At 72.1% G+C, this 22,032-nt stretch carries 18 protein-coding genes; 5 read left to right on the top strand and 13 right to left on the bottom strand.

What is annotated here, in order from left to right; all coding sequences use genetic code 11:
* The first annotated feature begins 60 nt into the window (after positions 1-60).
* Positions 61-2,043 (top strand): asparagine synthase (glutamine-hydrolyzing), encoded by a 1,983-nt coding sequence (asnB, locus tag AC3A5R_RS08840; RefSeq protein WP_487620380.1) that lies wholly within the window; start codon positions 61-63, stop codon positions 2,041-2,043.
* On the opposite strand, the gene AC3A5R_RS08845 is transcribed toward asnB, so the two are convergent.
* Together AC3A5R_RS08845 and AC3A5R_RS08850 are read right to left on the bottom strand one after the other, a co-directional pair.
* The gene (locus AC3A5R_RS08845; protein WP_487620381.1) at positions 2,033-3,415 is read right to left on the bottom strand and encodes an aminotransferase class III-fold pyridoxal phosphate-dependent enzyme; all 1,383 of its coding nucleotides are present in this window, start codon (positions 3,413-3,415) and stop codon (positions 2,033-2,035) included. The genes asnB and AC3A5R_RS08845 overlap by 11 nt on opposite strands.
* Before the next feature lie 31 nt (positions 3,416-3,446).
* Positions 3,447-4,949, bottom strand: a complete 1,503-nt coding sequence (locus AC3A5R_RS08850) for a CoA-acylating methylmalonate-semialdehyde dehydrogenase (RefSeq protein WP_487620382.1) — start codon at positions 4,947-4,949, stop codon at positions 3,447-3,449.
* Positions 4,950-5,009: 60 nt separating this feature from the next.
* Here AC3A5R_RS08850 and AC3A5R_RS08855 point away from each other — a divergent pair, with 60 nt between their 5' ends.
* Together AC3A5R_RS08855 and AC3A5R_RS08860 are read left to right on the top strand one after the other, a co-directional pair.
* Entirely contained in the window at positions 5,010-6,371 is a 1,362-nt protein-coding gene (locus tag AC3A5R_RS08855; protein ID WP_487620383.1) for an aminotransferase-like domain-containing protein, read from the top strand.
* Between the two features lie 78 nt (positions 6,372-6,449).
* Positions 6,450-7,259 (top strand): LysR family substrate-binding domain-containing protein, encoded by an 810-nt coding sequence (locus tag AC3A5R_RS08860; protein ID WP_487620384.1) that lies wholly within the window; start codon positions 6,450-6,452, stop codon positions 7,257-7,259.
* Positions 7,260-7,318: 59 nt separating this feature from the next.
* On the opposite strand, the gene AC3A5R_RS08865 is transcribed toward AC3A5R_RS08860, so the two are convergent.
* From AC3A5R_RS08865 to metH, 6 genes are all read right to left on the bottom strand, one after another.
* On the bottom strand, positions 7,319-7,906 hold the full coding sequence (locus tag AC3A5R_RS08865; RefSeq protein WP_487620385.1) for a GNAT family N-acetyltransferase: 588 nt from the start codon (positions 7,904-7,906) through the stop codon (positions 7,319-7,321).
* A 101-nt stretch (positions 7,907-8,007) separates the two neighbouring features.
* Complete coding sequence (locus AC3A5R_RS08870; RefSeq protein ID WP_487620386.1) at positions 8,008-8,526, bottom strand: NUDIX domain-containing protein; 519 nt, start codon at positions 8,524-8,526, stop codon at positions 8,008-8,010.
* 48 nt (positions 8,527-8,574) lie between these two features.
* The gene (locus AC3A5R_RS08875; RefSeq protein ID WP_487620387.1) at positions 8,575-9,285 is read right to left on the bottom strand and encodes a 4a-hydroxytetrahydrobiopterin dehydratase; all 711 of its coding nucleotides are present in this window, start codon (positions 9,283-9,285) and stop codon (positions 8,575-8,577) included.
* Between the two features lie 72 nt (positions 9,286-9,357).
* Positions 9,358-10,755 (bottom strand): HNH endonuclease signature motif containing protein, encoded by a 1,398-nt coding sequence (locus tag AC3A5R_RS08880; RefSeq protein ID WP_487620388.1) that lies wholly within the window; start codon positions 10,753-10,755, stop codon positions 9,358-9,360.
* Between the two features lie 175 nt (positions 10,756-10,930).
* On the bottom strand, positions 10,931-11,635 hold the full coding sequence (locus AC3A5R_RS08885) for an HAD family hydrolase (protein WP_487620389.1): 705 nt from the start codon (positions 11,633-11,635) through the stop codon (positions 10,931-10,933).
* A 4-nt stretch (positions 11,636-11,639) separates the two neighbouring features.
* Entirely contained in the window at positions 11,640-15,374 is a 3,735-nt protein-coding gene (metH, locus tag AC3A5R_RS08890; RefSeq protein ID WP_487620543.1) for a methionine synthase, read from the bottom strand.
* 224 nt (positions 15,375-15,598) lie between these two features.
* Between metH and AC3A5R_RS08895 the strand changes: the two genes are divergently transcribed.
* Positions 15,599-16,453 carry a PAC2 family protein gene (locus tag AC3A5R_RS08895; protein WP_487620390.1) on the top strand — a complete coding sequence of 285 codons (855 nt, stop codon included), beginning with the start codon at positions 15,599-15,601 and terminating at the stop codon, positions 16,451-16,453.
* Between the two features lie 78 nt (positions 16,454-16,531).
* Here AC3A5R_RS08895 and mshC read toward each other — a convergent pair whose 3' ends face one another.
* From mshC to AC3A5R_RS08915, 4 genes are read right to left on the bottom strand one after another with little or no spacing between them, the layout of a single operon-like run.
* Entirely contained in the window at positions 16,532-17,788 is a 1,257-nt protein-coding gene (mshC, locus tag AC3A5R_RS08900; protein ID WP_487620391.1) for a cysteine--1-D-myo-inosityl 2-amino-2-deoxy-alpha-D-glucopyranoside ligase, read from the bottom strand.
* Between the two features lie 52 nt (positions 17,789-17,840).
* Positions 17,841-18,650 (bottom strand): SCO1664 family protein, encoded by an 810-nt coding sequence (locus tag AC3A5R_RS08905; RefSeq protein ID WP_487620392.1) that lies wholly within the window; start codon positions 18,648-18,650, stop codon positions 17,841-17,843.
* Positions 18,634-19,179: a DUF3090 domain-containing protein gene (locus AC3A5R_RS08910; protein WP_487620393.1), complete on the bottom strand. Its 546-nt coding sequence runs from the start codon at positions 19,177-19,179 to the stop codon at positions 18,634-18,636. The genes AC3A5R_RS08905 and AC3A5R_RS08910 overlap by 17 nt, the downstream gene beginning before the upstream one ends.
* 10 nt (positions 19,180-19,189) lie before the next feature.
* Positions 19,190-19,921: an MSMEG_4193 family putative phosphomutase gene (locus AC3A5R_RS08915; protein WP_487620394.1), complete on the bottom strand. Its 732-nt coding sequence runs from the start codon at positions 19,919-19,921 to the stop codon at positions 19,190-19,192.
* A gap of 72 nt (positions 19,922-19,993) precedes the next feature.
* Between AC3A5R_RS08915 and AC3A5R_RS08920 the strand changes: the two genes are divergently transcribed.
* Positions 19,994-20,995, top strand: coding sequence for a magnesium and cobalt transport protein CorA (locus AC3A5R_RS08920; protein WP_487620395.1), 1,002 nt, complete (start codon positions 19,994-19,996; stop codon positions 20,993-20,995).
* 46 nt (positions 20,996-21,041) lie between these two features.
* Here the strand turns inward: AC3A5R_RS08920 and AC3A5R_RS08925 are convergent, their stop codons facing one another.
* Positions 21,042-21,902 (bottom strand): undecaprenyl-diphosphate phosphatase, encoded by an 861-nt coding sequence (locus tag AC3A5R_RS08925; protein WP_487620396.1) that lies wholly within the window; start codon positions 21,900-21,902, stop codon positions 21,042-21,044.
* Positions 21,903-22,032 lie beyond the last annotated feature (130 nt).

Consider the following 22,032-nt stretch of genomic DNA (forward strand, 5'->3'; position numbering starts at 1 on the left):
CCGGGACGCTGACCACGCGGACCCGCCGGCCTCCAGTTCCGGCTCCGCAGGGAGGTGGACATGTGTGGCATCGCCGGCTACGTCGGGCTGGATGCGGACCAGCAGCTGCTCGCGCGGATGGACGCGGCTCAACGACACCGCGGGCCGGACGGCACCGGTGCATGGTCCGACACGGACAACCGGGTCGGGTTCGCCCACCAGCGGCTGGCCATCCTCGACCGTGATGGTGGCCACCAGCCGATGCAGACCGAGGACGGACGGCACGTCCTCGTGTACAACGGCGAGGTCTACAACCACGAGGACCTGCGCACCGAGCTCGCGGCCCGCGGCCACCGGTTCGAGACGCGCTGCGACACGGAGGTCGTGCTCCACGCGCTCGTCGAGTGGGGCGTCGACGCGCTCGACCGCTTCGACGGGATGTTCGCCCTCGCCTTCTGGGACGGCGAGACGCGCACGACGCTCCTGGCCCGCGACCACTTCGGCATCAAGCCGCTGCACCTGGCGCGTGTCGAGTCGGCCGACGGGCCCGGCTGGCTGTTCGCGAGCGAGATCCGCCCCCTGCTGGCCACCGGCCTCGTGACGCCGACGCCCGACGAGCGCACCGTCTACCGCTACCTTCGCTTCCGGGTCCACGACGACGACCGCTTCACCTTCTTCAAGGGCATCGAGCGCGTCATGCCGGGCGAGGCCGTGACGATAACCGCGGACGGTCTCGAGCGCGCGTCGTTCACGACGCTGCACGGGGACCTCCTGGCGTCGGCATCGAATCTGGTCTCACGCGAGCGACCGCACAGCCCCGAGATCTCGCGCCGCTTCCGCGACGTGCTGACGCAGTCGGTGCGCCTGCGGCTGGCCTCGGACGTGCCGGTCGGCACGTCGCTGTCCGGCGGTCTGGACAGCTCGGCTGTCGCGGCGCTGGTGGACGAGCTGCTGCCAGAACCCTCGGCCCGCGCGGTCGGTGTTCGCCAGCGGACCTTCTCGGCCGTGTTCCCCGGGCACCGCAACGATGAGCGCAAGTGGGTCGACGACGCCCTCGAGGGGCGTACCGACCGCGTCGACCGGCACCTCGTGGCCCCGACCGCGTCCGAGTTCGCAGCCGACCTCGTCGACTTCGTGCGCACCCAGGAGGAGCCGGTCGTCTCGTCCGGCCCCTACGCCCAGTACCAGGTGATGCGCGCGGCCTCGTCGCACGTGACCGTCATGCTCGACGGCCAGGGCGCCGACGAGATCCTCGCCGGCTACGTGCCCCAGGCCGTGGTCCACCTGCGCGACCTCGTCCGCCGGCACCCGCTCCGCGGCCTGCGCGAGGCCGCCGCCCACCAGGACGTGCTTCGCGGCCTCGCCCGGATCCGTGTCCGCGGGCTGCTGCCCACCGGGCACGACGCGTCCGTGGGTCCCCTCCTGTCGCCCGGGTTCGTGCAGGACCACCGCCAGGAGACGTACTCCCCCAAGGGCGCCAACCTGCGCGAGCGCCTCGTGCACGACCTCTTCGTGGGCTCGATCCCGTCCCTGCTGCGCTACGAGGACCGCAACACCATGCGCTTCTCGCTCGAGGGCCGCGTGCCGTTCCTGTCCGTCGACCTCGTCCGGTTCGTCTTCGACCAGCCCGATGCGTCCGTCGTCGGCGGCGGGTGGAACAAGCGCATGCTCCGCGAGGCCGTCACCGGCCTCCTACCGGCCTCGATCACGCGCCGCCGCAACAAGATCGGGTTCACCACGCCCCAGGACGACTGGTTCCGCCAGTCGCCGGGGCTGATGCGCGACGTGTTCACCTCCGAGAGCTTCCGGAGCCGGCCGTGGTTCGATGCCGACGCCGTGGTCGCCGCCTACGACGAGTGGCTGGCCGGCAAGGGCTCCTACGACTCGATGGTGTTCTGGCGGCTGCTCAACGTCGAGCTGTGGATGCGCGAGGTGTGTGAACCGGCGGCATCCTCCCCCACGGCGTCCCGCGAGGCCCCGCCGGACGCGTCCCACCTGCCCGACGCGTCCAGCCCGGCTGACGCGGACGCGTCGACCGGGCGGGTGGTGCCTCTCAGTCCGTGAACTCGTCGGCGACCGACAGCGCCTCGTCGAGGATCGCCAGCCCCTCGCGGACCTCGTCGGGAGTGGTCGTGCACGGCGGCACGACGTGCGTCCGGTTGAAGTGGGTGAACGGCCACAGGCCGCGCTCCTTGCACGCGGCCGCGAACGCCGTCATCGGCCGTGCGGCGTCGCCGGCGGCGTTGAACGGCACGAGCGGCTCGCGGGTGTCGCGGTCGCGGACCAGCTCGAGCGCCCAGAAGACTCCGAGCCCGCGTACCTCGCCGACGCTCGGGTGCTTCGCGGCCAGCTCGGCCAGCGCGGGCCCGATCACGTCGGTGCCGAGCATCCGGGCGTTCTCGATGATGCCCTCCTCGCGGAAGGCGTTGATCGACGCGACGGCCGACGCGCACGCGAGCGGGTGACCCGAGTACGTGAGGCCGCCCGGGTAGGCGCGCGTCTCGAAGGAGGCGCGGACCTCGTCGGAGATGACGACGCCACCGAGCGGCACGTAGCCGGAGTTGACGCCCTTGGCGAAGGTGATGAGGTCGGGCCGGATGCCCCAGTGGTCCACGGCGTACCACTCGCCGCACCGGCCGAACCCGGCCATGACCTCGTCGGCGACGAGCATGATCCCGAACTCGTCGCAGATGTCGCGCACGCCCTGCAGGTAGCCGTCCGGCGGGACGAGGATGCCGTTCGTGCCGACGACGGTCTCGAGGATGATCGCCGCGACGGTGTGCGGCCCCTCGACCATGAGGGTGTCGCGCAGGTGCCGCAGGGCGCGGTCGCGCTCCTGCTCGTCGTTCTCGGAGTGGAACGCCGAGCGGTAGGTGTACGGACCCCAGAAGTGGACGATGCCGGGGTAGCCGGGCTCGGACGGCCAGCGACGCGGGTCGCCGGTCAGCGTGATCGATCCGGCGGTCGCGCCGTGGTAGCTGCGGTAGGTGGCGAGCACCTTGTGCCGTCCGGTGTGCAGGCGGGCCATCCGGATGGCGTTCTCGTTGGCCTCGGCCCCGCCGTTGGTGAAGAACACGGCCGAGAGACCCTCGGGCGCGACCTCGGTGATGAGGCGGGCGGCCTCGCTGCGGGCGTCGTTCGCGAAGGACGGCTGGATCGTCGTGAGACGCGCCGCCTGCTCCTGGATCGCGGCGACGACCTTGGGGTGCTGGTAGCCGATGTTGACGTTGACGAGCTGGCTGCTGAAGTCGAGGTACCGCGTGCCGGCGTAGTCCCAGAAGTAGGAGCCCTGCGCCCGGGCGATGGGGAGCGGGTCGATGAGTGCCTGGGCGGACCAGGAGTGGAAGACGTGCCCGCGGTCGAGAGCACGGACGTCGGCCTCGCCCATGGCGTCGAGCTGCTCGCCGATGACGGAGCGGTGGTCGAGTTCGGTCATGGTGGGTGGTCCTCTCCGAGGTGGTCGGCGGTCAGCGGGTCCGGGGGAAGCCGAGGTCGACGCTGGAGGTGGCCGGGTCGGGCCATCGCTGGGTCACGACCTTGCCGCGCGTGTAGAAGCTGACCCCCTCCGGGCCGTACATGTGGGTGTCGCCGAAGAGCGAGTCCTTCCAGCCGCCGAAGGAGTAGTAGGCGACGGGCACCGGGATCGGCACGTTGATGCCGACCATGCCGACCTCGACCTCGTTCTGGAACCGGCGGGCCGCGCCGCCGTCGCGGGTGAAGATCGCCGTGCCGTTGGCGTACTGGTTGCGGTTGATGAGGGCCAGGCCCTCCTCGTAGGTGTCGACGCGGACGACCGACAGGACCGGGCCGAAGATCTCGTCGCGGTAGACGGTCATGTCGGGGGTGACGTCGTCGAGCAGGGTCATGCCGAGGAAGTAGCCGTCGGCGGGCACCTCGCTGGTGCGGCCGTCGACGACGACCGTCGCACCCGACTCCGCGCCCGCCGCGACGTAGCCGGCGACCCTGTCGCGGTGCTCGGCCGTGATGAGCGGCCCCATGTCGGTGCCGGGCTCGGCGCCGTTGCCGACCGTCAGGCCGGGGATGCGCTCGGCGACCGCTGCGACGAGACGGTCGCCGACGTCGCCCACGGCCACCGCCACCGAGAGCGCCATGCACCGCTCCCCCGCGGCGCCGTAGGCGGCCGAGACGATGGAGTCGGCCGCGAGGTCGACGTCGGCGTCGGGCAGCACGAGCGCGTGGTTCTTCGCGCCGCCGAGCGCCTGGACGCGTTTGCCGTTGGCCGTGCCGCGCTCGTAGATGTACTTGGCGATGGGCGTCGAGCCCACGAAGCTGACGGCGGCGACGTCCTCGTGGTCGAGGAGCGCGTCGACGGCCTCCTTGTCACCGTGGACGACGGTGAAGACGCCGTCGGGCAGGCCCGCCTCCTTCCAGAGCTCGGCGAGGAAGAGCGCTGCCGACGGGTCCTTCTCGCTCGGCTTGAGCACGAAGGCGTTGCCGCAGGCGATGGCGTTGGCGCACATCCACAGCGGCACCATCGCGGGGAAGTTGAACGGCGTGATACCGGCGACGACGCCGAGTGGCTGGCGGATGCTGTAGACGTCCACACCCGCCGAGGCCTGCTCGGAGAAGCCGCCCTTGAGCAGCTGCGGCACCCCAGTCGCGAACTCGACGTTCTCGAGGCCGCGGGCTATCTCGCCGGCCGCGTCGGAGAGCACCTTGCCGTGCTCGGCCGTGATGATCGCGGCCAGCTCGTCGGTGCGGTCGTGGAGCAGCTCGCGGAAGGCGAAGAGGACGGCGGCGCGCTTGCTCAGCGAGCTGGTGCGCCAGTCGCGCGCGGCGGCGACGGCGGTCTTGACCGCGGCGTCGATCTCGGCGGCGGAGGCGAGGGGCACCTCACCGGTGCGGACGCCGGTCGCCGGGTCGTGCACCGGCGCGGTGCGCCCGGACGTGCCCGCGACGCGGGCCCCGGAGATCCAGTGGTCGATGGCGGTCACTGCCTGAGTCGTCATGGCTGTCACGTTACGTTCCAACACCGTGCCACACAAAGGGTTCATTGCTACGTTACAGAGGTGCGTGCCGTCATCTCCGACCTCGAGGAGCGCCTCGAGCACCCGACCGCCAAGGGTCTGGCCCAGGCGGTGTCCCGAGCGATCCGCGACGGCCGGCTCGGACCCGGCGACCAGCTGCCGCCGATCCGGCAGGTGGCCCAGGAGCTGATGATGTCGCCGACGACCGTGAGCGCGGCCTGGCAGCTGCTCTCGCGCTCCGGCACGATCCGCGCCGACGGCCGACGCGGCACCACCGTGGCGCAGACGCGTCGGGGCGGCGAGCGGTACACGCGCGCGCTGCGGCACGACTCCCCCGTCAGCCTCGACCTGTCCACGGGTATCCCCGACGCCGCGTTGCTGCCGTCCCTGGCCGGAGTGCTGTCGGGCCTGGAGGAGCCGCGCGCGCCGAGCAGCTACCTCGACGACCCGGTGCTGCCGCAGCTGCGGGAGGTGCTCCTCGCCGACTGGCCCTACACCCCGGAGGACCTGCTCGTCGTCGACGGCGCGATGGACGCGCTCGACATCGTCTCGCGCACCCTCCTGCGCCCCGGCGACACCGTGGTCGTCGAGAACCCCGGCTTCCCGCCTCTGCTCGACCTGCTCGAGGACCGCGGCGTCGAGGTCGTCGGAGTGCCCCTCGATGCCACGGGACTCGACGTCGAGGCGCTCGAGCAGGCGCTGGACCGCCGCCCGGCCGCCGTCTTCCTCCAGCCGCGCGGGCAGAACCCGACCGGGGTCTCGATGTCGCCGACCCGGGCCCGACGCCTGGCGGGGCTCGTCCGCGGCCGCGACCTCGTCATCGTCGAGGACGACTCGAGCGGCCCCGTGGCCAGCTCCGCGCCGACGAGTCTCGGCACGTGGGTGCCCGAACAGGTGCTCCACGTGCGCAGCTTCAGCAAGTCGCACGGCCCCGACCTGCGCCTCGCCGCGATGAGCGGTCCCGGCGCCCTGCTCGCCCCGCTCCGCCACGCCCGGTCGCTCGGACAGGGCTGGTCGAGCCGACTGCTCCAGCGTGTCCTCGCGGGGTTGCTCACCGACCCGGACGCCGTCCGCTCGGTCGACCGCGCCCGCGCGGAGTACGCGCGCCGGCGTGAGCTCGTCGTCGACCGCCTGGCATCGCTCGGGGTCGAGGTCCCCGGCACCGAGGGCCTCAACATCTGGGTACCGGTGCGCGACGAGGCCGCCGCGGTGCTGCGCCTCGCGAGCCAGGGCATCGCCGTGTCGCCTGGTTCGCCGTTCTCCGTCGAGAACGGTGGCGCGGCCGCACGCCACGGCGGGCACGTCCGCGTGACCACCGGGCTCGTCCGAGACGACCACGAAGCCCTCGCCGAGCTGCTCGCCGAGGCCGCAGCGGCCGGTGCCTGGACCGCCCAGCACCGCTGAGGTCCCCGGCACCTGCACTAGCCTCGTCACCGTCCACCCGGTCCGCCCGACCCGCACGCCACAGCTGAGGAGCACGCCATGACCGACGCCTTCCGCGTCGACTTCGTCGCCGGCGTCTCGCCGGACAAGTGGGCCAGGCGCTGGGAGCGACGTGTCGCCGACCGGGCCCTCGAGCTGGTGCCGGTCACCACCGATGTGCAGCTCGACGCAGTCCGCGCAGCCGAGGCCTCGATGGCCCTGGTGCGGCTGCCCGTCGACCGTGGCGGCCTGCACCTCATCCCCCTCTACGAGGAGGTCCCGGTCGTCGTCGCCTCGCGCGAGCACGTCCTCGCGGCCTTCGAGGAGGTCGACGTCGCGGACCTCGCAGAGGAGGTGCTCGTGCAGGGCCTGGAGGCGGTACCCGAGTGGGCGGCCGTCGCGACGCCCGACGCCCGAGAGCGGGCCGCCGGCATGCCGCGGATGACGGACGCCGAGGTCGTCGAGGTCGTCGCGTCCGGCGCCGGGATCGCGATCCTCCCGTTGTCCGTCGCGCGGCTGCACCACCGCAAGGACGTGGTGCACCGCCCGGTCCACGGCGTCGCCGCCTCGCGGATCGGTCTGGCCTGGGCGATGGAGGACCCGGACCCCGGTATCGAGGTGTTCATCGGGATCGTCCGCGGGCGCACGGAGAACAGCAGCCGCGGCGCAGCCGTGCCGAGCGATGCCGACGCATCACGCGCCTCGGGCGGCAAGGACACGGCGGGCGGCAAGGACACGACAGGCGGCAAGGACGCGTCGGGGGGCAAGAGCGACAAGGGCGGCCGACGCCGGGGCTCGGGTCGCACGCTGCCCCAGCGCGGCGCTGCACCTCGCCGCGGCGCCACCCGCAGCCGGCGTCGCGGTCGCTGACGCCACGTGGGGAGACCGCCCGGCTGACGGCGTCGTGCGGCGGTCGAGCGCCGGGCCTCTCAGTCGCGCGGGCTCGGAGCCACGTCGCGCACCATGACGCAGTTGCCCTGACCCTTGGGCCGGTCGTAGGTGAAGCCCTCGCGCTCGTACATGGTGCGGGTGCCGTTGTAGAGGAACGACGAGTTCTTCTTCCGGACCCCACCGGTGTCGTGGGGGTAGCCCTCGACGAGGCCGCCACCGGCCTGCGCGATGAGATCGACGGCGCCGCGCAGGGCGACCGCCGCCAGGCCCTGCCCGCGGTGGTCGCGCTCGACCTGGATGCACGTGACGCGGTAGTCGGGCAGCCGCTCGGCCGTGGCGACGTACTCCTTGCGGTGGTGGATGTTCGGCAGCTCCTCGGGTGACCCGTACTCGGCCCAGGCGACGGCTCTGTCGCCGTCATAGACCAGCGCGGCGTGCGCGATCCCGTCGTCGACGAGGCGCTGCTTGAGGGCCCTGTTGCCCTCGACGGTCTGGCCCTTCTCGGCGCACGCGGGATGGAAGTGGGTGCACCAGCAGCTGGCGAACATGCCCTTGTTCCGCTCGACGAGGGCAGCGAAGTCACCGAATGTCTCCGGGGTGAGCGCCTTGATCGTGAAGTCGGACATGGCGGCAACGTACTCCGGCTTGCGGACGTTCTGCGTCCGGAAGCTCACGCCTGCCGGGGCCGGCGTTGCGCTGCCGTGCCGGCGTCAGGAAGGCCCTGAGATCACAGGCCGAGCACCACCGGGGCGGGCGGGATGGCACCGGCGATCAGCCCCGCCAGCGGCGTGACGATGTCGCGGGGTGAGAACAGGTCGGTGCCGCCGTAGTCGGCGATGTCCGCATGCCGCCACCACCGCATCCCGCTGATGTGCTCGGCGGCGAGCTCCTCGTCGGAGAACGCGCCTCGGGGGTCGAAGTGCGACGTGCGGACGAGGAAGTAGTCGTTGACCAGCCGGTCGTAGCCGTCCGCCTGACCGGCGACGGCGACCTCCTGGTGCCAGACGTGCGGCGGGTCGGCGGCGAGGACCAGACCCGTCTCCTCGAGCAGCTCGCGGCGCAGTGCCTCCAGCGGCAGCTCACCGGGCTCGACGCCGCCGCCAGGGGCGGCCCACACGACCGTTGCGCCCGCCGGAACGGCCGGATGCGGAAAGCTGAAGCGGCACAGCAGGATCCGGTCGTCATCGGCCAAGATGACGGCCCGGACGGCGCGTCTCACCCTCGCGGCGGCGGTCGTCTCGTTCACCTGCGAATGATCAGGGTGCCGCGGCCGAGCCGCAACCGGTGTTGCGCCTCAGTCCTTCTTCGGGGCCGCGGATGTGTCGACGCACAGGACTCCCCTGTTGCCGTCGTGGTCGGCGATCACGGTGAGCGAAGGGGCGTCGCTGTCATCGACGATGGTCCCTCCCGCGGCGAGGACGGCAGCGAGCCGGTGCTCGGCCGTCTCCGGCGCCACGTAGACCTCGACGTGGAACCGTGGGCGCTCACCATCGCCTTCCTCCACGTCGCCGAACCACAGGTTCGGCACCCGCCCCGTGGCGTCCCGGATCTCGTCGCTGGGTGTCCCGAGGCCTTGGGACTCCGGGCTCCCGGTCAGCAGGGCAGCCCACACCGGGGCGATCGTCGCAGAGCGCGTGGTGTCGAGGCCGAGCTCGATCTCGCTGACCGCGCCCGGGTCGGCGCCGATCTCGTGGTCTGCCGCGATCTCGGTGATGCGGCGGGCCAGGTCGACGTCCTGCTGGGTCACCCATTCGACGACGTGCTCGGTGCCCTCGTCGTCGCGGTAGATGGCGTCGTCCGTGACCAGCTCGAGGTCCACGTACCCCGCTCCGATCGACACCCGGGGATGGTGTCCGACCGCGTCGCCCGCCTCGCCCACCGCGGTGATGAACCGCGCGCCGCTCCCGAAGCTGCTGACCAGGAACCGGGCGTGCAGCCCCTGGGCCAGCTTGCGCCAGTCGGTCAGGTTGGCTTCGGCGATCTGCTCGCCCCTGAGCATGTCCATGCCTCGGGACGATATCTCTGATCCAGACGCAGCTCGGCCTTTGCGCGAACACACGTCCGGAAGGGCCTCTCCTCAGCCCGGAGGCGGCGACGCCCCGGAGGGGTGGAGGTCGACGAGGTGCAGGTGCAGGGTGCCGCCGGTCGGGGCGGGATAGGTGCGGCCGAGACGGGGTCGTGGTCGGCGGGGCCGGGTCGACGCGCCGACGGGTGGGTCTGGCGACGGCTTTGGTGATCTGGCCGGTGGTCCGATGGGCCAGCCTTGCCGGGTCTGGAACCGGAGCCCGGCTTCTCGGGTGGGGTCGCCGGTGATGGTGTAGTCGCCGCGGTGGTGGCTGTCGTGGTGGAAGGTGCACAGGCACAGCAGGTTGTCCAGGTCGGTCAGCCCGCCGTCGCGCCAGTGCACCCGGTGGTGGACCTCGAGGTAGTCGGCCGAGGTGACCGGGCAGCCGGGGAACCGGCAGCCGCGGTCCCGGTCCAGGACGAGGATGCGGGTGCGGTGCGGGACGACGCGGTGGGTGCGCCCGACGTTGACCGGGTGCCCGTGCGTCTCCCAGACCGGGACCAGGGCCCCGTCGCAGGTCAGGCCGTCCACGACGTGCCGCGGCAGGCGCGGGCTGCCGGTGAGCCACCCGCCGTTGGTGTCGAGGTGGACCTGGACCCGGTACCGGGCCCGCCGCGCCGGGGTCTGTTCGGTTCCGGCATCCAGGGACCGGGTCGCGAGCAGCACGAGGGCATCGGCCCAGGTGATGCGGCGCGGGCCGGGTGTGGTGGCCGGGTCGGCGTACGGGTCCTGCCGGTGCTGGTCGTCGTCCCCCTGGCTGGTGTGGGTGGTGTCGGTGACGGTGTGGAACAGGTGGTCCTTCGCCTCGGCCAACGCGGCCCTCACGAGCTCGCCGACCTCGGCGGGCGCGTCGTACCGCAGCCGGAACCGGCCGTCCGCGTCGACGCCCATGCTCAGCGACGCCGGCTCGACCGGTGCCGGCGGGCGCGCCGACGCCTCCGCTTCGTCGCCGTCCTCCCCAGCAGCGGTCACCTCGGCGGGTAGGAGTCGGCCCTCCTCGTCGAAGGTCCGCGGCTCGAGGGTGAAGTCGTACCGGGCGACCGAGCGCTGCAGCTGCGGCACCGTCGCGTACTGGGCGAACTGCGCCACCGTGGCATCGAACGCGGCCGGGGCGTGCCGGGCCACGACGGCGGCCTGGTCCAGGCTGATCCGCCCCTCCCGCAGCGCCGCCGCCGTCTGCGGCAGCTCACCGGCCCGGCGGGCCATCAGCACCACCGCCGCGGCGTGCCCCCGCGACAAACCCGCGCGGACCACAAGCCAGTGCTCCGGCGAGCGGATCCCGGCCGCCTGCCACGACCCCTCCACCAGCGCCACCGCCACCGCATCCACCAGTCGGCCGTGGGCGTCGTGCAGGTCGGCAGCCAGGGACGCGACGAGGTCCCAGTCCTGCTCGATCACTGCCTGCGACATGCCCCTATCGTACAGGTGTTCGAACAACAGGGAAAGGCTTGTCCACACCCAATTCGCTTGGACCACAGTCCGTTTCGGCTCGCAGGAGGAGTGCAACCGTGCCGACCGAGCCGCCTCGAGACACGCCCGGCAGTGAGCGTCAGAGCGCCGAAACCCGCGGACCGCAGGACCGGCGTCAGGACGGGAGGCGCACCGCGGACACGATGCCGGTGAGGTCGCCGGCGCCGACGCCGGCGAGCGTGTCGATGCGAACGGCGCCCTGCACCGTCGGCACCGGGACGACGTGCGGGATCGCGATGGTGGGCACCCCCGCGGCGGCCGCCGAGCGCACGCCGGCCGGCGAGTCCTCGATGGCGACGCAGTCGGCCGGGTCGACCCCCAGCAGCCGCGCAGCCGCGAGGTAGGGCTCCGGGTGGGGCTTGCCGTGGCTCACCTCGTCGCCGGTGACGAGCGCCTCGAACGCGCCGTCGGGCAGGTTGCGCACCACCATCTCGGCCAGGGAGCGCCACGACATCGTCACGAGGACGTTGGGCACCCCGAGCGACCCCAGCTCGAGGAGCAGATCGCGGGCCCCGGGACGCCACGGCACGCGTTGCTCGACCTGGGCGATGACCCGCTCGAGGAGGGCATCGACGATCTCCGGCACGGTCAGCGGGATGCCGGACTGGTCGATGATGAGCTGGGCCGACACCTCGAGGGCGTTGCCGACGAGCTGGTGGGCGTACTCGTCGGTCCAGACGCCACCGTGCGCGGCCACGAGCTCGTGCTCGGCCTGGATCCAGTACGGCTCGGTGTCGACGAGGGTGCCGTCCATGTCCCAGAGGACGGCCGCGGGCAGGGCGGGGCGTTCCGTCTGGGCGGGGGCAGCAGGGGCGCTCACGAGGTCAGTCCTCCGGATCGTAGGCGAGGTTGGCCGAGAGCCAGCGCTCGGCCTCGGCGAGGGTCCAGCCCTTGCGCTCGGCGTAGTCGGCCACCTGGTCCCGGTCCACGCGCCCGACGACGAAGTACTGCGACTGGGGGTGGGAGAGGTACCAGCCCGACACCGACGCCCCGGGCGACATCGCCATGCTCTCGGTGAGCGAGATGCCGGTGCGGGCCTCGACGTCGAGCAGGCTCCACAGCGTCTGCTTCTCGGTGTGCTCCGGGCAGGCCGGGTAGCCCGGAGCGGGGCGGATGCCGGCGTACTGCTCCTTGATGAGCGCCGCGTTGTCGAGGTGCTCGTCGGGCGCATAGCCCCAGAACTCCCTGCGGACGCGCTCGTGCAGCCGCTCCGCGAAGGCCTCCGCGAGCCGGTCCGCGAGAGCCTCGAGCAGGATGGCGTCGTAGTCGTCGAGGCTCTTGCGGAACTGCGCGACGCGCTCGGCACTGCCGAGGCCGGCCGTGACGGCAAAGCCGCCCACCCAGTCGCGGGTTCCCTTGGGTGCGACGAAGTCGGCGAGGGACCGGTTCGGCACGCCGGCCCGGTGCTCGCCCTGTTGACGCAGGTGGTGCAGCACGGCGAGCGGCTCACCGCGGCTCTCGTCGGCGTACACCTCGATGTCGTCCCCGACACCGTTGGCCGGGAAGAAGCCGAGGACGGCGTTGGCGGTGAGCCAGCGCTCCTGCTCGATCCGGTCGAGCATCGCCTGGGCGTCCTCGAACAGCTTGCGGGCGGCCTGACCGCTCGCCGGGTTGTTGAGGATGTCGGGGTAGGTGCCCTTGAGCTCCCACGCGGAGAAGAACGGCGACCAGTCGATGTACCGCCGCAGCTCACCGAGCGGGTAGTCGTGCAGGACGCGCACGTGCTGCGGGGTCGTGCGCGAGCGGGTGATCGTCGAGACGTCCTTCTCCTGCTGCAGCAGCAGGTGCGGGTGCGGGGGCCGGTAGCCGCTCCAGTCGATCGGTGTCCGACGCTCGCGCGCTGCCTCGAGGCTCAGCAGCTTGCGCTCGGTCTTGGCCGAGTGACGGGCCCGCAGCGCGTCGTAGTCGGCCCTGACCTGCTCCATGAGGCGCGGGCGCTGCTCGTCGGAGAGCAGCGCGGCCGCGACCGGCACCGAGCGCGACGCGTCCTTGACCCAGACGACCGGCCCGTCGTAGCGCTGGTCGACCTTGACCGCGGTGTGCGCGCGCGAGGTCGTCGCGCCGCCGATGAGCAGCGGGATCGTCATGCCGGTGCGCTGCATCTCGGCGGCGAACCCGACCATCTCGTCGAGTGACGGGGTGATGAGGCCCGACAGGCCGATGAGGTCGGCGTCGTGCTCCCTGGCCGCGTCGAGGATCTTCTGCGCCGGCACCATGACGCCGAGGTCGATGACCTCGTAGTTGTTGCACTGCAGGACGACGCCGACGATGTTCTTGCCGATGTCGTGGACGTCGCCCTTGACCGTCGCCATGACGATCGTGCCGTTGGTGTCCTTCTGCCTGGCCAGCTCGGGGTCGCGCGCCTTCTCCTCCTCGATGTACGGGATGAGGTAGGCGACGGCCTTCTTCATGACGCGCGCGCTCTTGACCACCTGGGGCAGGAACATCTTGCCGGCGCCGAAGAGGTCGCCGACGACGTTCATCCCGTCCATGAGCGGGCCCTCGATGACCTCGATGGGCCGCCCGCCGCGCTCGGCGATCTCGGCGCGCAGCAGCTCGGTGTCGGCCTCGATGTGCGCGTCGATGCCCTTGACGAGGGAGTGCGTGATGCGCTCGCCGAGAGGCAGGGCGCGCCACTCCTCCTCGCTGACCTCGGCGGCCTCGCCCGTCTTGTTGTACTCCTCGGCGATCTCGAGCAGCCGCTCGGCGGCGTCGGGCCGGCGGTTGAGCACGACGTCCTCGATGCGCTCGCGCAGCTCCGGGTCGACCTCGTCGTAGACGGCCAGCGCACCGGCGTTGACGATGCCCATGTCGAGGCCCGCGGCGATCGCGTGGTAGAGGAAGACGGCGTGGATCGCCTCGCGGACCGGGTTGTTGCCGCGGAAGCTGAAGGACACGTTCGAGATGCCGCCGGAGACCCGCGCGCCGGGCAGGTTCTCCTTGATCCAGCGCGTTGCCTCGATGAAGTCCCTTCCGTACGAGGCGTGCTCGTCGATACCGGTGGCGACGGCGAAGACGTTGGGATCGAAGATGATGTCCTCAGGCGGGAAGCCGACCTGCTCGGTGAGGATGCGGTAGGCCCGCTCGCAGATCTGGGTGCGGCGCTCGAGGGAGTCGGCCTGGCCGTCCTCGTCGAAGGCCATGACGACCGCGGCCGCCCCGTAGCGGCGAACCAGGCGTGCCTGTCGGAGGAAGGGCTCCTCGCCCTCCTTGAGGGAGATCGAGTTGACGATGGCCTTGCCCTGGACCTGCTTGAGGCCCGCCTCGATGACCTCCCACTTGCTCGAGTCGACCATGACGGGCACCCGGCTGATGTCGGGCTCGCTCGCGACGAGGCGCAGGAAGCGCTCCATCGCCGCGACCCCGTCGATCATGCCCTCGTCCATGTTGACGTCGATGACCTGGGCGCCGTTCTCGACCTGCTGGGCCGCGACCGACAGCGCAGCGTCGTAGTCGCCGTCCTTGATGAGGGTGCGGAAGCGGGCCGACCCGGTGATGTTCGTGCGCTCGCCGACGTTGACGAACAGGCTGTCGGCGTCGATCGTGAACGGCTCGAGGCCGCTCAGGCGCAGGGCCGCCTCCGGGACGGCGACCTCGCGGCGGGTCTTGCCGTCGACGGCCTTGGCGATCGAGGCGATGTGCTCCGGTGTCGTGCCGCAGCAACCCCCGACGAGGTTGACGAAGCCGGCGTCGGCGAACTCCGCGAGGATCCCGGCCGTCTCTTCCGGCGCCTCGTCGTACTCGCCGAAGGCGTTGGGCAGCCCGGCGTTCGGGTAGCAGGAGACGAACGTGTCGGCGACCCGCGCCATCTCGGCGATGTACGGACGCATCTCCTTGGCGCCCAGCGCGCAGTTGAGGCCCACGGCGAGCGGGCGCACGTGGCGGACCGAGTTCCAGAACGCCTCGGTCACCTGCCCCGACAGGGTGCGCCCCGACGCGTCGGTGATGGTGCCCGAGACGACGACGGGCCAGCGCCGGCCGCGCTCCTCGAAGAGCTGCTCGACGGCGAAGATCGCCGCCTTGGCGTTGAGGGTGTCGAAGATCGTCTCGACGAAGAGCAGGTCGCTCCCGCCGTCGACGAGCCCACGGGCGGCGTCGAGGTAGGCGGTGACGAGGTCGTCGAAGGTGACGTTGCGCGCGCCGGGGTCGTTGACGTCCGGCGAGATCGACGCGGTGCGCGAGGTCGGGCCGAGCGCGCCGGCCACCCAGCGCGGACGCCCCGGCGTGCGGGCGCTCATGGCGTCGGCCTCGCGTCGGGCGAGCGCGGCCGACGCGTGGTTGATCTCGTAGGCGAGCTCGTCCATGCCGTAGTCGGACAGCGAGATCGCCGTGGCGTTGAAGGTGTTCGTCTCGATGATGTCGGCGCCGGCCTCGAGGTACTCGCGGTGGATGCCGGCGATGATCTCGGGCGCCGTGAGCGAGAGGAGGTCGTTGTTGCCCTGGACGTCGGTGTGCCAGTCCTTGAACCGCTCGCCCCGGTAGCCGGCCTCGTCGGGCCGGTCGCGCTGGATCGCCGTGCCCATCGCGCCGTCCAGGACCATGATCCGCTCGCGGAGCATGGCGGTGAGGCTGTCGGTGGCGTCGGGTCGAACCTGCGACGACTGGGTCAAGGGGTCTCCTATCGGCGGGCGGCCGGAGATCGGGCGCGCGTGACGTTGGACCGACCGAATTCTACGGACCCCGGCCGACGGGCGCGTCGGCGCCCGGAGTGCGGGCACGGGGTCCGCACCACGGCATAGGCTGGCGGTGTGGTCGCAGGTGCGGTCGCGACGAAGGAGGCAAGGTGCTGGAGTTCGAGGACGTGCCGGAGCTCAACGACCCGGTGCTCATCGCGGCCTTCGAAGGCTGGAACGACGCCGGCGAGGCGGCCTCGAGCGCCGTGCGTCACCTCTCGGAGGTGTGGGACGCCGAGCTGGTCGCCGCCTTCGACCCCGAGGACTACTACGACTTCCAGGTCAACCGGCCGCGGGTGTCCCTCGAGGACGGCCGCCGGATCCTCACCTGGCCCACGACCCGCATCCTCATCGCCACCGACACCGGCTTCGACCGCGACGTCGTCCTGGTGCAGGGCATCGAGCCCTCGATGCGCTGGCGGGCCTTCACCATCGAGCTGCTCGAGCTGGCCCAGCAGCTCGGTGTCACGACGATCGTGACGCTCGGGGCCCTGCTCGCCGACGTGCCGCACACCCGCCCGATCCCCGTCACCGCCACCGCCGAGGACGAGGCGGCCATGCACCGTTTCGACGTCGAGGCCAGCCGGTACGAGGGGCCCACGGGCATCGTCGGTGTCGTCAGCGCCACGGCCAGCGACACGGGCATCCCGACGGTGTCGGCCTGGGCCGCCGTCCCGCACTACGCGGGTGGTCCGCCCTCCCCCAAGGCCACGCTCAGCCTCGTGCGTCGCGTCGAGTCGCTGCTCGGCGTCACGGTGCCGCACGAGGAGCTCGAGGAGAGCGCCCGAGCATGGGAGCGGGGCGTCGACGAGCTCGCGCAGTCCGACGAGGAGGTCGCCGAGTACGTGCAGTCGCTCGAGGAGGCGCAGGACACCGCCGAGCTGCCGGAGGCGAGCGGCGACGCGATCGCCCGCGAGTTCGAGCGCTACCTGCGCGGTCGCGACGACGACCAGCGCGGCCGCTGACGATCGACGGAGCAGCTCGTCCCCGCACGCGGGACCGCGCAGTCGTGCGCGACAGGACGAGCTGCTCTTTCGATCGGCCTAGAGACGGACGCCGAGGAGGGCGTCGAGCGCGCGCCCGAGGACGCCCGGGGCGCCCGGGTCGTCGCCGCCGCGGGTCAGCGCCTGGGCCGCCCAGCGGTCGACGGCCTCGAGGGCCCGCGGGCTGTCCAGGTCGTCGGCGAGCGCAGCCCGGATGTCCTCGACGGTCTGGTCCGCCACGGGACCGCCGTTGCCGGACAAAGCCTTGCGCCACGTGTCGAGGCGCTGCTGCGCGTCGACGAGCATCGCGTCGTCGTACATCCAGTCGTCACGGTGGTGGCGCGACAGCAGCGCCAGGCGGATCGCCATCGGGTCGACGCCCTCGCGGCGCAGCTGCGAGACGAGCACGAGGTTGCCACGGCTCTTGCTCATCTTCTCGCCGTCGAGGCCGACCATGCCCTGGTGGACGAAGGCGCCGGCGAAGGCCGGGGCGCCGCTCAGCGCGCGGGCGTGCGCGGCGCTCATCTCGTGGTGCGGGAAGACGAGGTCGGTGCCGCCGCCCTGCACGTCGACCGGGACGCCGAGGTGGTCGATGGCGATGCACGCGCACTCGATGTGCCAGCCGGGACGACCCCACCCGAGGCTGCCACCGTCCCACTCGGGCTCGCCCTCGCGGTGGGCGCGCCACAGCAGGGCGTCGAGCTTGTTGCGCTTGCCGGCGCGGTCGGGGTCTCCGCCGCGCTCCTCGAAGACCTCGAGCATGCCGGCCTCGTCGAGGTGGCTGACCGAGCCGAAGCGGGGGTCGCCGGCGACGTCGAAGTAGACGTCGGTGGCGCCCTCGCGGGACGCGTCGGGCGCCGGCACCGTGTACGCGGCACCGGTCGCCACGAGCCGCTCGATGGGCCCCACGAACGTCGGGATGCTCTCGACCGCACCGAGGTACTCGTCGGGCGGGATGACGCCGAGGGCCGTCATGTCCTCGCGGAAGAGGGCGATCTCGCGGGTCGCGAGGTCGCGCCAGTCGATGCCGTCGCGCTCGGCGCGCTCCAGCAGCGGGTCGTCGACATCGGTGATGTTCTGCACGTAGCGGACCGTGTGGCCGCTGTCGCGCAGGACGCGACCGAGCAGGTCGAAGGTGACGTAGGTGGCGGCATGGCCCAGGTGCGTCGCGTCGTAGGGCGTGATGCCGCAGACGTAGATCGTCGCCTCGGACCCCGCGGCGGCCGGGACGAGCTGGCCGGTGGCCGTGTCGCGGACCCTCACCTCGGGGGCGTTGCCGGGGACCTGCGGGATGAACGGCGGGGGCCAGCTTCTCACAGCGGAGACTCTATCCGGATCCCCCGGGGCGGGTGCGCCCGGCTCGGACCGCTCAGAGCGGCGGCCAGGGCACCGACGGCCAGTCGGGGCTCGGGAACGGGTGGGTGCCGCGTGCGAGCAGGCGCTCGACGCGGGTCACGAGGGCGTCGACGTCGGCCTCGGGGAGCAGGGCCAGCAGCCGGGCCCGCTCAGCCGGCTCCTCGAGCGCGGCAGACAACGTGGCCAGCCGCTCCCGGTCACCGTCGGTGAGTGGCTCCCCTGCCCAGCCCCAGAGCACGGTCCGCAGCTTGGGCACCGGCGAGAACGTGACGCCGTGGTCGATGGCCCACAGGCGCCCCGACGCGTCGCGCAGGCAGTGCGAGCCCTTGCGGTCGGAGTTGTTGATGACGGCGTCGAGGACGGCCAGCGAGCGCACGTCGTCGGCCCCGGAGTGCACGACGGTGACCGAGGACCCGCCCGGGGTCTCCCCGTCGAACACCGCGTGCCATCCGGCCGGAGCCCGCCCCTCGGGCACGAGGTCGACGACGGCGTCGTCGGCGACCGGGTCGAAGGGGTCCCCGATCCACAGCTGCACCGAGCCGGGGCCGAGCGGGCCGTCGCGCAGCACCGTCGGCGGCACGACGTTCCAGCCGCCGATCTCGGACACGACGCTCGCCGCGACCTCTCGGCCGGCCAGCGTGCCGTCGGGGAAGTCCCAGAGCGGACGCTCGCCGCGCACCGGCTTGTAGACCACGTGCCCGCCGGGGAGCGTCGACACACGGGCGACGACGGCGACGTTGGAGGACTCGGCCACCCGGCCGAGCACCTCGATCTCGCCCGTCAGGTCGACCGGGTCGGGGTGGGTCTCAGCGGCGGTAGCCATTGGCCCGCGGGCAGATGTGGCCCGTGGGGTCGAGGGGGCCGCCGCAGAACGGGCACGGCGGCCGGCCCGCGGACACGAGCGCGGTGCTGCGGCGGGCGAAGGCACGTGCGTCGGCCGGCCCGAGGGTGACCCGCAGCGAGTTGCGACCGAGCGGCACGACCGGCTCGTCGTCCTCGTCGTCGACCTCGTCGGGGTCGTGGTCGTGGCACTCGATGACGATGAGCTGGCGGTCCTCGTCCCAGGCGAGGGAGAGGGTCTGCACGTGCCAGTCCTCGTCGAACGGCGTCCGGAGCGGGTCGGTGTCCTCGGAGGCACCCCCGGGCTGTCCCGGCTCGACCGCGGCCGCCGGGGCCAGCTGGTCGAGGACGTCGTTGATGCGGTCGGCGAGGATCGCGACCTGCTGCTTCTCGAGCCCGACCGTGACGACGCGGGGGCCGTCGGTCGCCTGGAGGTAGAAGGCCCGCTGTCCCGCCGGTCCGACGGTGCCGGCGACGAACCGGTCGGCGGGGTCGAAGTCCTGGACCGTCATGCGAACGACCCTATCCGACCACGTCCGGCGTTCCCGCGCCCCCGCCGACGACGGCGTCGCCCTCGTCGGCGGCCGGACGCTGCGGCGGGCGCAGGCCGGTGAGGTCGCCACCGATGTCGTTGACCCGCAGGACGAACGGCTTCCGGCTCGTGTACCGCACCGCGCTGACGGACGCCGGGTCGACGTTGATCCGCTGGAAGTCGTCGAGGTGGGCACCGGCGGCGTGCGAGAGGACGGCCTTGATGACGTCGCCGTGCGAGACGGCGACCCACACCGCGTCGGCGCCGTGGGTCTCGAGGATCCGGGCGTCGACCTCGCGGACCGCCTGCAGCGCCCGGTCCTGCATCTGGGTCATCGACTCGCCGGGGTACTGGGCGGAGTCGGGGAAGCGTGCCTCGCTCGGGCGGTCCTGCACGACCTTCCAGAGCTCCTCGCGGGCCAGCTCGGACAGGGGGCGCCCGGTCCACGCCCCGTACCGGCACTCCCCCAGTCCCTCGTGGACGCTGCGCCTGACCCGGTCGGGCAGCGGGGCGCAGAGCAGGTCGGCCGTCTGGACGCAGCGGTCCAGGGGCGAGGACACCACCTCGGCGACGGGCAGGCTCGCTGCGGCGAGCCGGACCCCGACCGAGGCGGCCTGGGCCTCGCCGGTCTCGTCGAGGAAGACGCCGGGCATCCAGCCGGCGAGCGTGCCGGAGACGTTGGCGCTCGAGCGGCCGTGGCGCACGAAGATGACGGTGGGCACGATCGCCAGCCTAGACGCGGCGACGGGCCGAGCCTCCAGTCACCTCGCAGCGCGGCGTGGTGACATAGGGGGGTGATCGTGGACAAGGCCATCTACCGCAACGGCCGGCGGCAGGGCTGCGGCGACCTCAGCGACGAGCTCGACGTGCTGCGCCTCACCCAGGACGGGTTCCTCTGGATCGGTCTCAAGGACCCCACCGACGCCGAGTTCGACTTCGTCAACGAGGAGCTGCACCTGCACCCCCTCGCCGTCGAGGACGCCGTCAACGGCCGCCAGCGCGCGAAGATCGAGCAGTACGAGACCTCGACCTTCGTCGTGCTCAAGACGCTGCGGTACATCGAGGCGACGAGCGACATCGAGACGGGCGAGGTCATGCTCTTCATCGGCGACTACTTCGTCGTCACGGTCCGCCACGGCGAGGGCAACCCGCTCGCCGGCGTCCGGCAGCGGCTCGAGGCCGACGCGGAGCGTCTGGAGTACGGTCCGCTCGCCGTGCTGCACGCCGTCATGGACTCCGTCGTCGACAACTACGTGCTCGTCGACGGCGAGATCAAGAAGGACCTCGACCAGATCGAGGAGGAGGTTCTCGGCTCGGACCAGCAGGGCGACGCCAACACCATCTACCGCCTCAAGCGCGAGGTGCTCGAGTTCCGCCGGGCGAGCAAGCCCCTCGCCGACACCCTCGCGGCATTCATGGAGCGCGGTCGCGGGCGGTTCCTGAAGACCGAGATCCTCGTGTTCTTCCGCGACGTCGCCGACCACCTGCGCCTCGTCAACGACCATGTCGAGTCCTACGACCGCCTCCTGACGGACGTGCTGTCCGCCCACCTCGCGTCGGTCGGGATCCAGCAGAACGAGGACATGCGCAAGATCTCGGCATGGGTCGCCATCGCCGCGGTGCCGACGATGATCGCCGGGATCTACGGCATGAACTTCGACAACATCCCCGAGCTGAACGCGAGCTTCCACACCAGCGGCGGCGAGTTCTACTACGGCTACTTCATCGCCCTCGGCGTCATGGCTGCGTCGTGCCTCGGGCTCTACCGGGCCTTCAAACGCTCGGGCTGGCTCTAGGGGCCACCCCCGGAGCCGGCCCGAGGCGAGCGTCGAGTGGCGCTGGTCAGGTGGCGCTGATGACGCCCGCGCCGAGCAGCCCGGCCAGCAGCAGGCCGAGCGCGACGCGGTACCAGACGAAGGCCATGAGGCTGTTCGTCGCGACGAACCGCAGCAGCCATGCGATCGAGGCCAGCGCGACGACGAAGGCGACGACGAGGCCGACGGCGACGGGCCCGAGGCCGAGGGCAGTCAGGCCCTCCTTCTCCTGGACGGCCTGGAACAGGCCGGCGGCGGTCAGGGCCGGGATCGCGAGGAAGAAGGACAGCCGTGTGGCCGTGACGCGGTTGATGCCGCGCATGATGCCGGCCGAGATCGTCGCACCGGACCGCGAGACGCCGGGGATGAGCGAGAAGCACTGGACGAGGCCGATGACGAGGCCGTCGACCGGGCCCACCGAGTGCTCGTCGCGGACGCGGCCGCGCGCCTCGTAGCGGGCGTAGACCCGCTCGGCGACGACCATGACGATGCTCCAGAGCACGAGGGCGCCGGCGATGACCCAGAGGCTGCGCAGCGTCCCCTCGATGGCGTGCCGGCCGAGGAACCCGACGATGCCGACCGGGATCGAGCCGATGACGACCGCCCACGCGAGGCGGTAGTCGGGGTCGTGCCGAGCGTCGGCGTCGAGCAGCCCCCGGAACCAGACGACGACGAACCGGACGATGTCGCGGAAGAAGTAGAGCAGCGTCGCCGCGATGGCCCCGAGCTGGATGACCGCGGTGTAGGCGGTGACGGCCGGGTCGTCGACCGACAGCCCGAGCAGCTTCTCGGTGATCGTCAGGTGGGCCGTCGAGGAGACGGGGAGGTACTCGGTCAGGCCCTCGACGACACCGAGGATCACGGCGTCGAGGTAGCTGAGGTCGGCCATGTCGTGGTCAGCCTTCTGCGCGGGGTTTCGGGGACGGTCTCGGTCGGCGCACCCGGGTGGGTCCGGCCGCTCGGCACCAAGCGTGCACCCTAGCGGGCGTCACTGCGTGTCAGACGCTCCGACGACGTCG

The sequence above is a fragment of the Intrasporangium sp. Soil_C_50 genome, from assembly GCF_057656595.1.

What these genes read in the sequence shown, in the direction of transcription:
- asnB (WP_487620380.1), top strand. Translation starts at nt 61, where the DNA reads ATGTGTGGCATCGCCGGCTACGTCGGGCTGGATGCGGACCAGCAGCTG.
- AC3A5R_RS08910 (WP_487620393.1), bottom strand. Translation starts at nt 19,179, where the DNA reads ATGACGGTCCAGGACTTCGACCCCGCCGACCGGTTCGTCGCCGGCACC.
- AC3A5R_RS08905 (WP_487620392.1), bottom strand. Translation starts at nt 18,650, where the DNA reads ATGGCTACCGCCGCTGAGACCCACCCCGACCCGGTCGACCTGACGGGC.
- AC3A5R_RS08875 (WP_487620387.1), bottom strand. Translation starts at nt 9,285, where the DNA reads ATGGACATGCTCAGGGGCGAGCAGATCGCCGAAGCCAACCTGACCGAC.
- AC3A5R_RS08865 (WP_487620385.1), bottom strand. Translation starts at nt 7,906, where the DNA reads ATGTCCGACTTCACGATCAAGGCGCTCACCCCGGAGACATTCGGTGAC.
- AC3A5R_RS08880 (WP_487620388.1), bottom strand. Translation starts at nt 10,755, where the DNA reads ATGTCGCAGGCAGTGATCGAGCAGGACTGGGACCTCGTCGCGTCCCTG.
- AC3A5R_RS08925 (WP_487620396.1), bottom strand. Translation starts at nt 21,902, where the DNA reads ATGGCCGACCTCAGCTACCTCGACGCCGTGATCCTCGGTGTCGTCGAG.
- AC3A5R_RS08860 (WP_487620384.1), top strand. Translation starts at nt 6,450, where the DNA reads ATGACCGACGCCTTCCGCGTCGACTTCGTCGCCGGCGTCTCGCCGGAC.
- AC3A5R_RS08850 (WP_487620382.1), bottom strand. Translation starts at nt 4,949, where the DNA reads ATGACGACTCAGGCAGTGACCGCCATCGACCACTGGATCTCCGGGGCC.
- metH (WP_487620543.1), bottom strand. Translation starts at nt 15,374, where the DNA reads ATGCTCCGCGAGCGGATCATGGTCCTGGACGGCGCGATGGGCACGGCG.
- AC3A5R_RS08845 (WP_487620381.1), bottom strand. Translation starts at nt 3,415, where the DNA reads ATGACCGAACTCGACCACCGCTCCGTCATCGGCGAGCAGCTCGACGCC.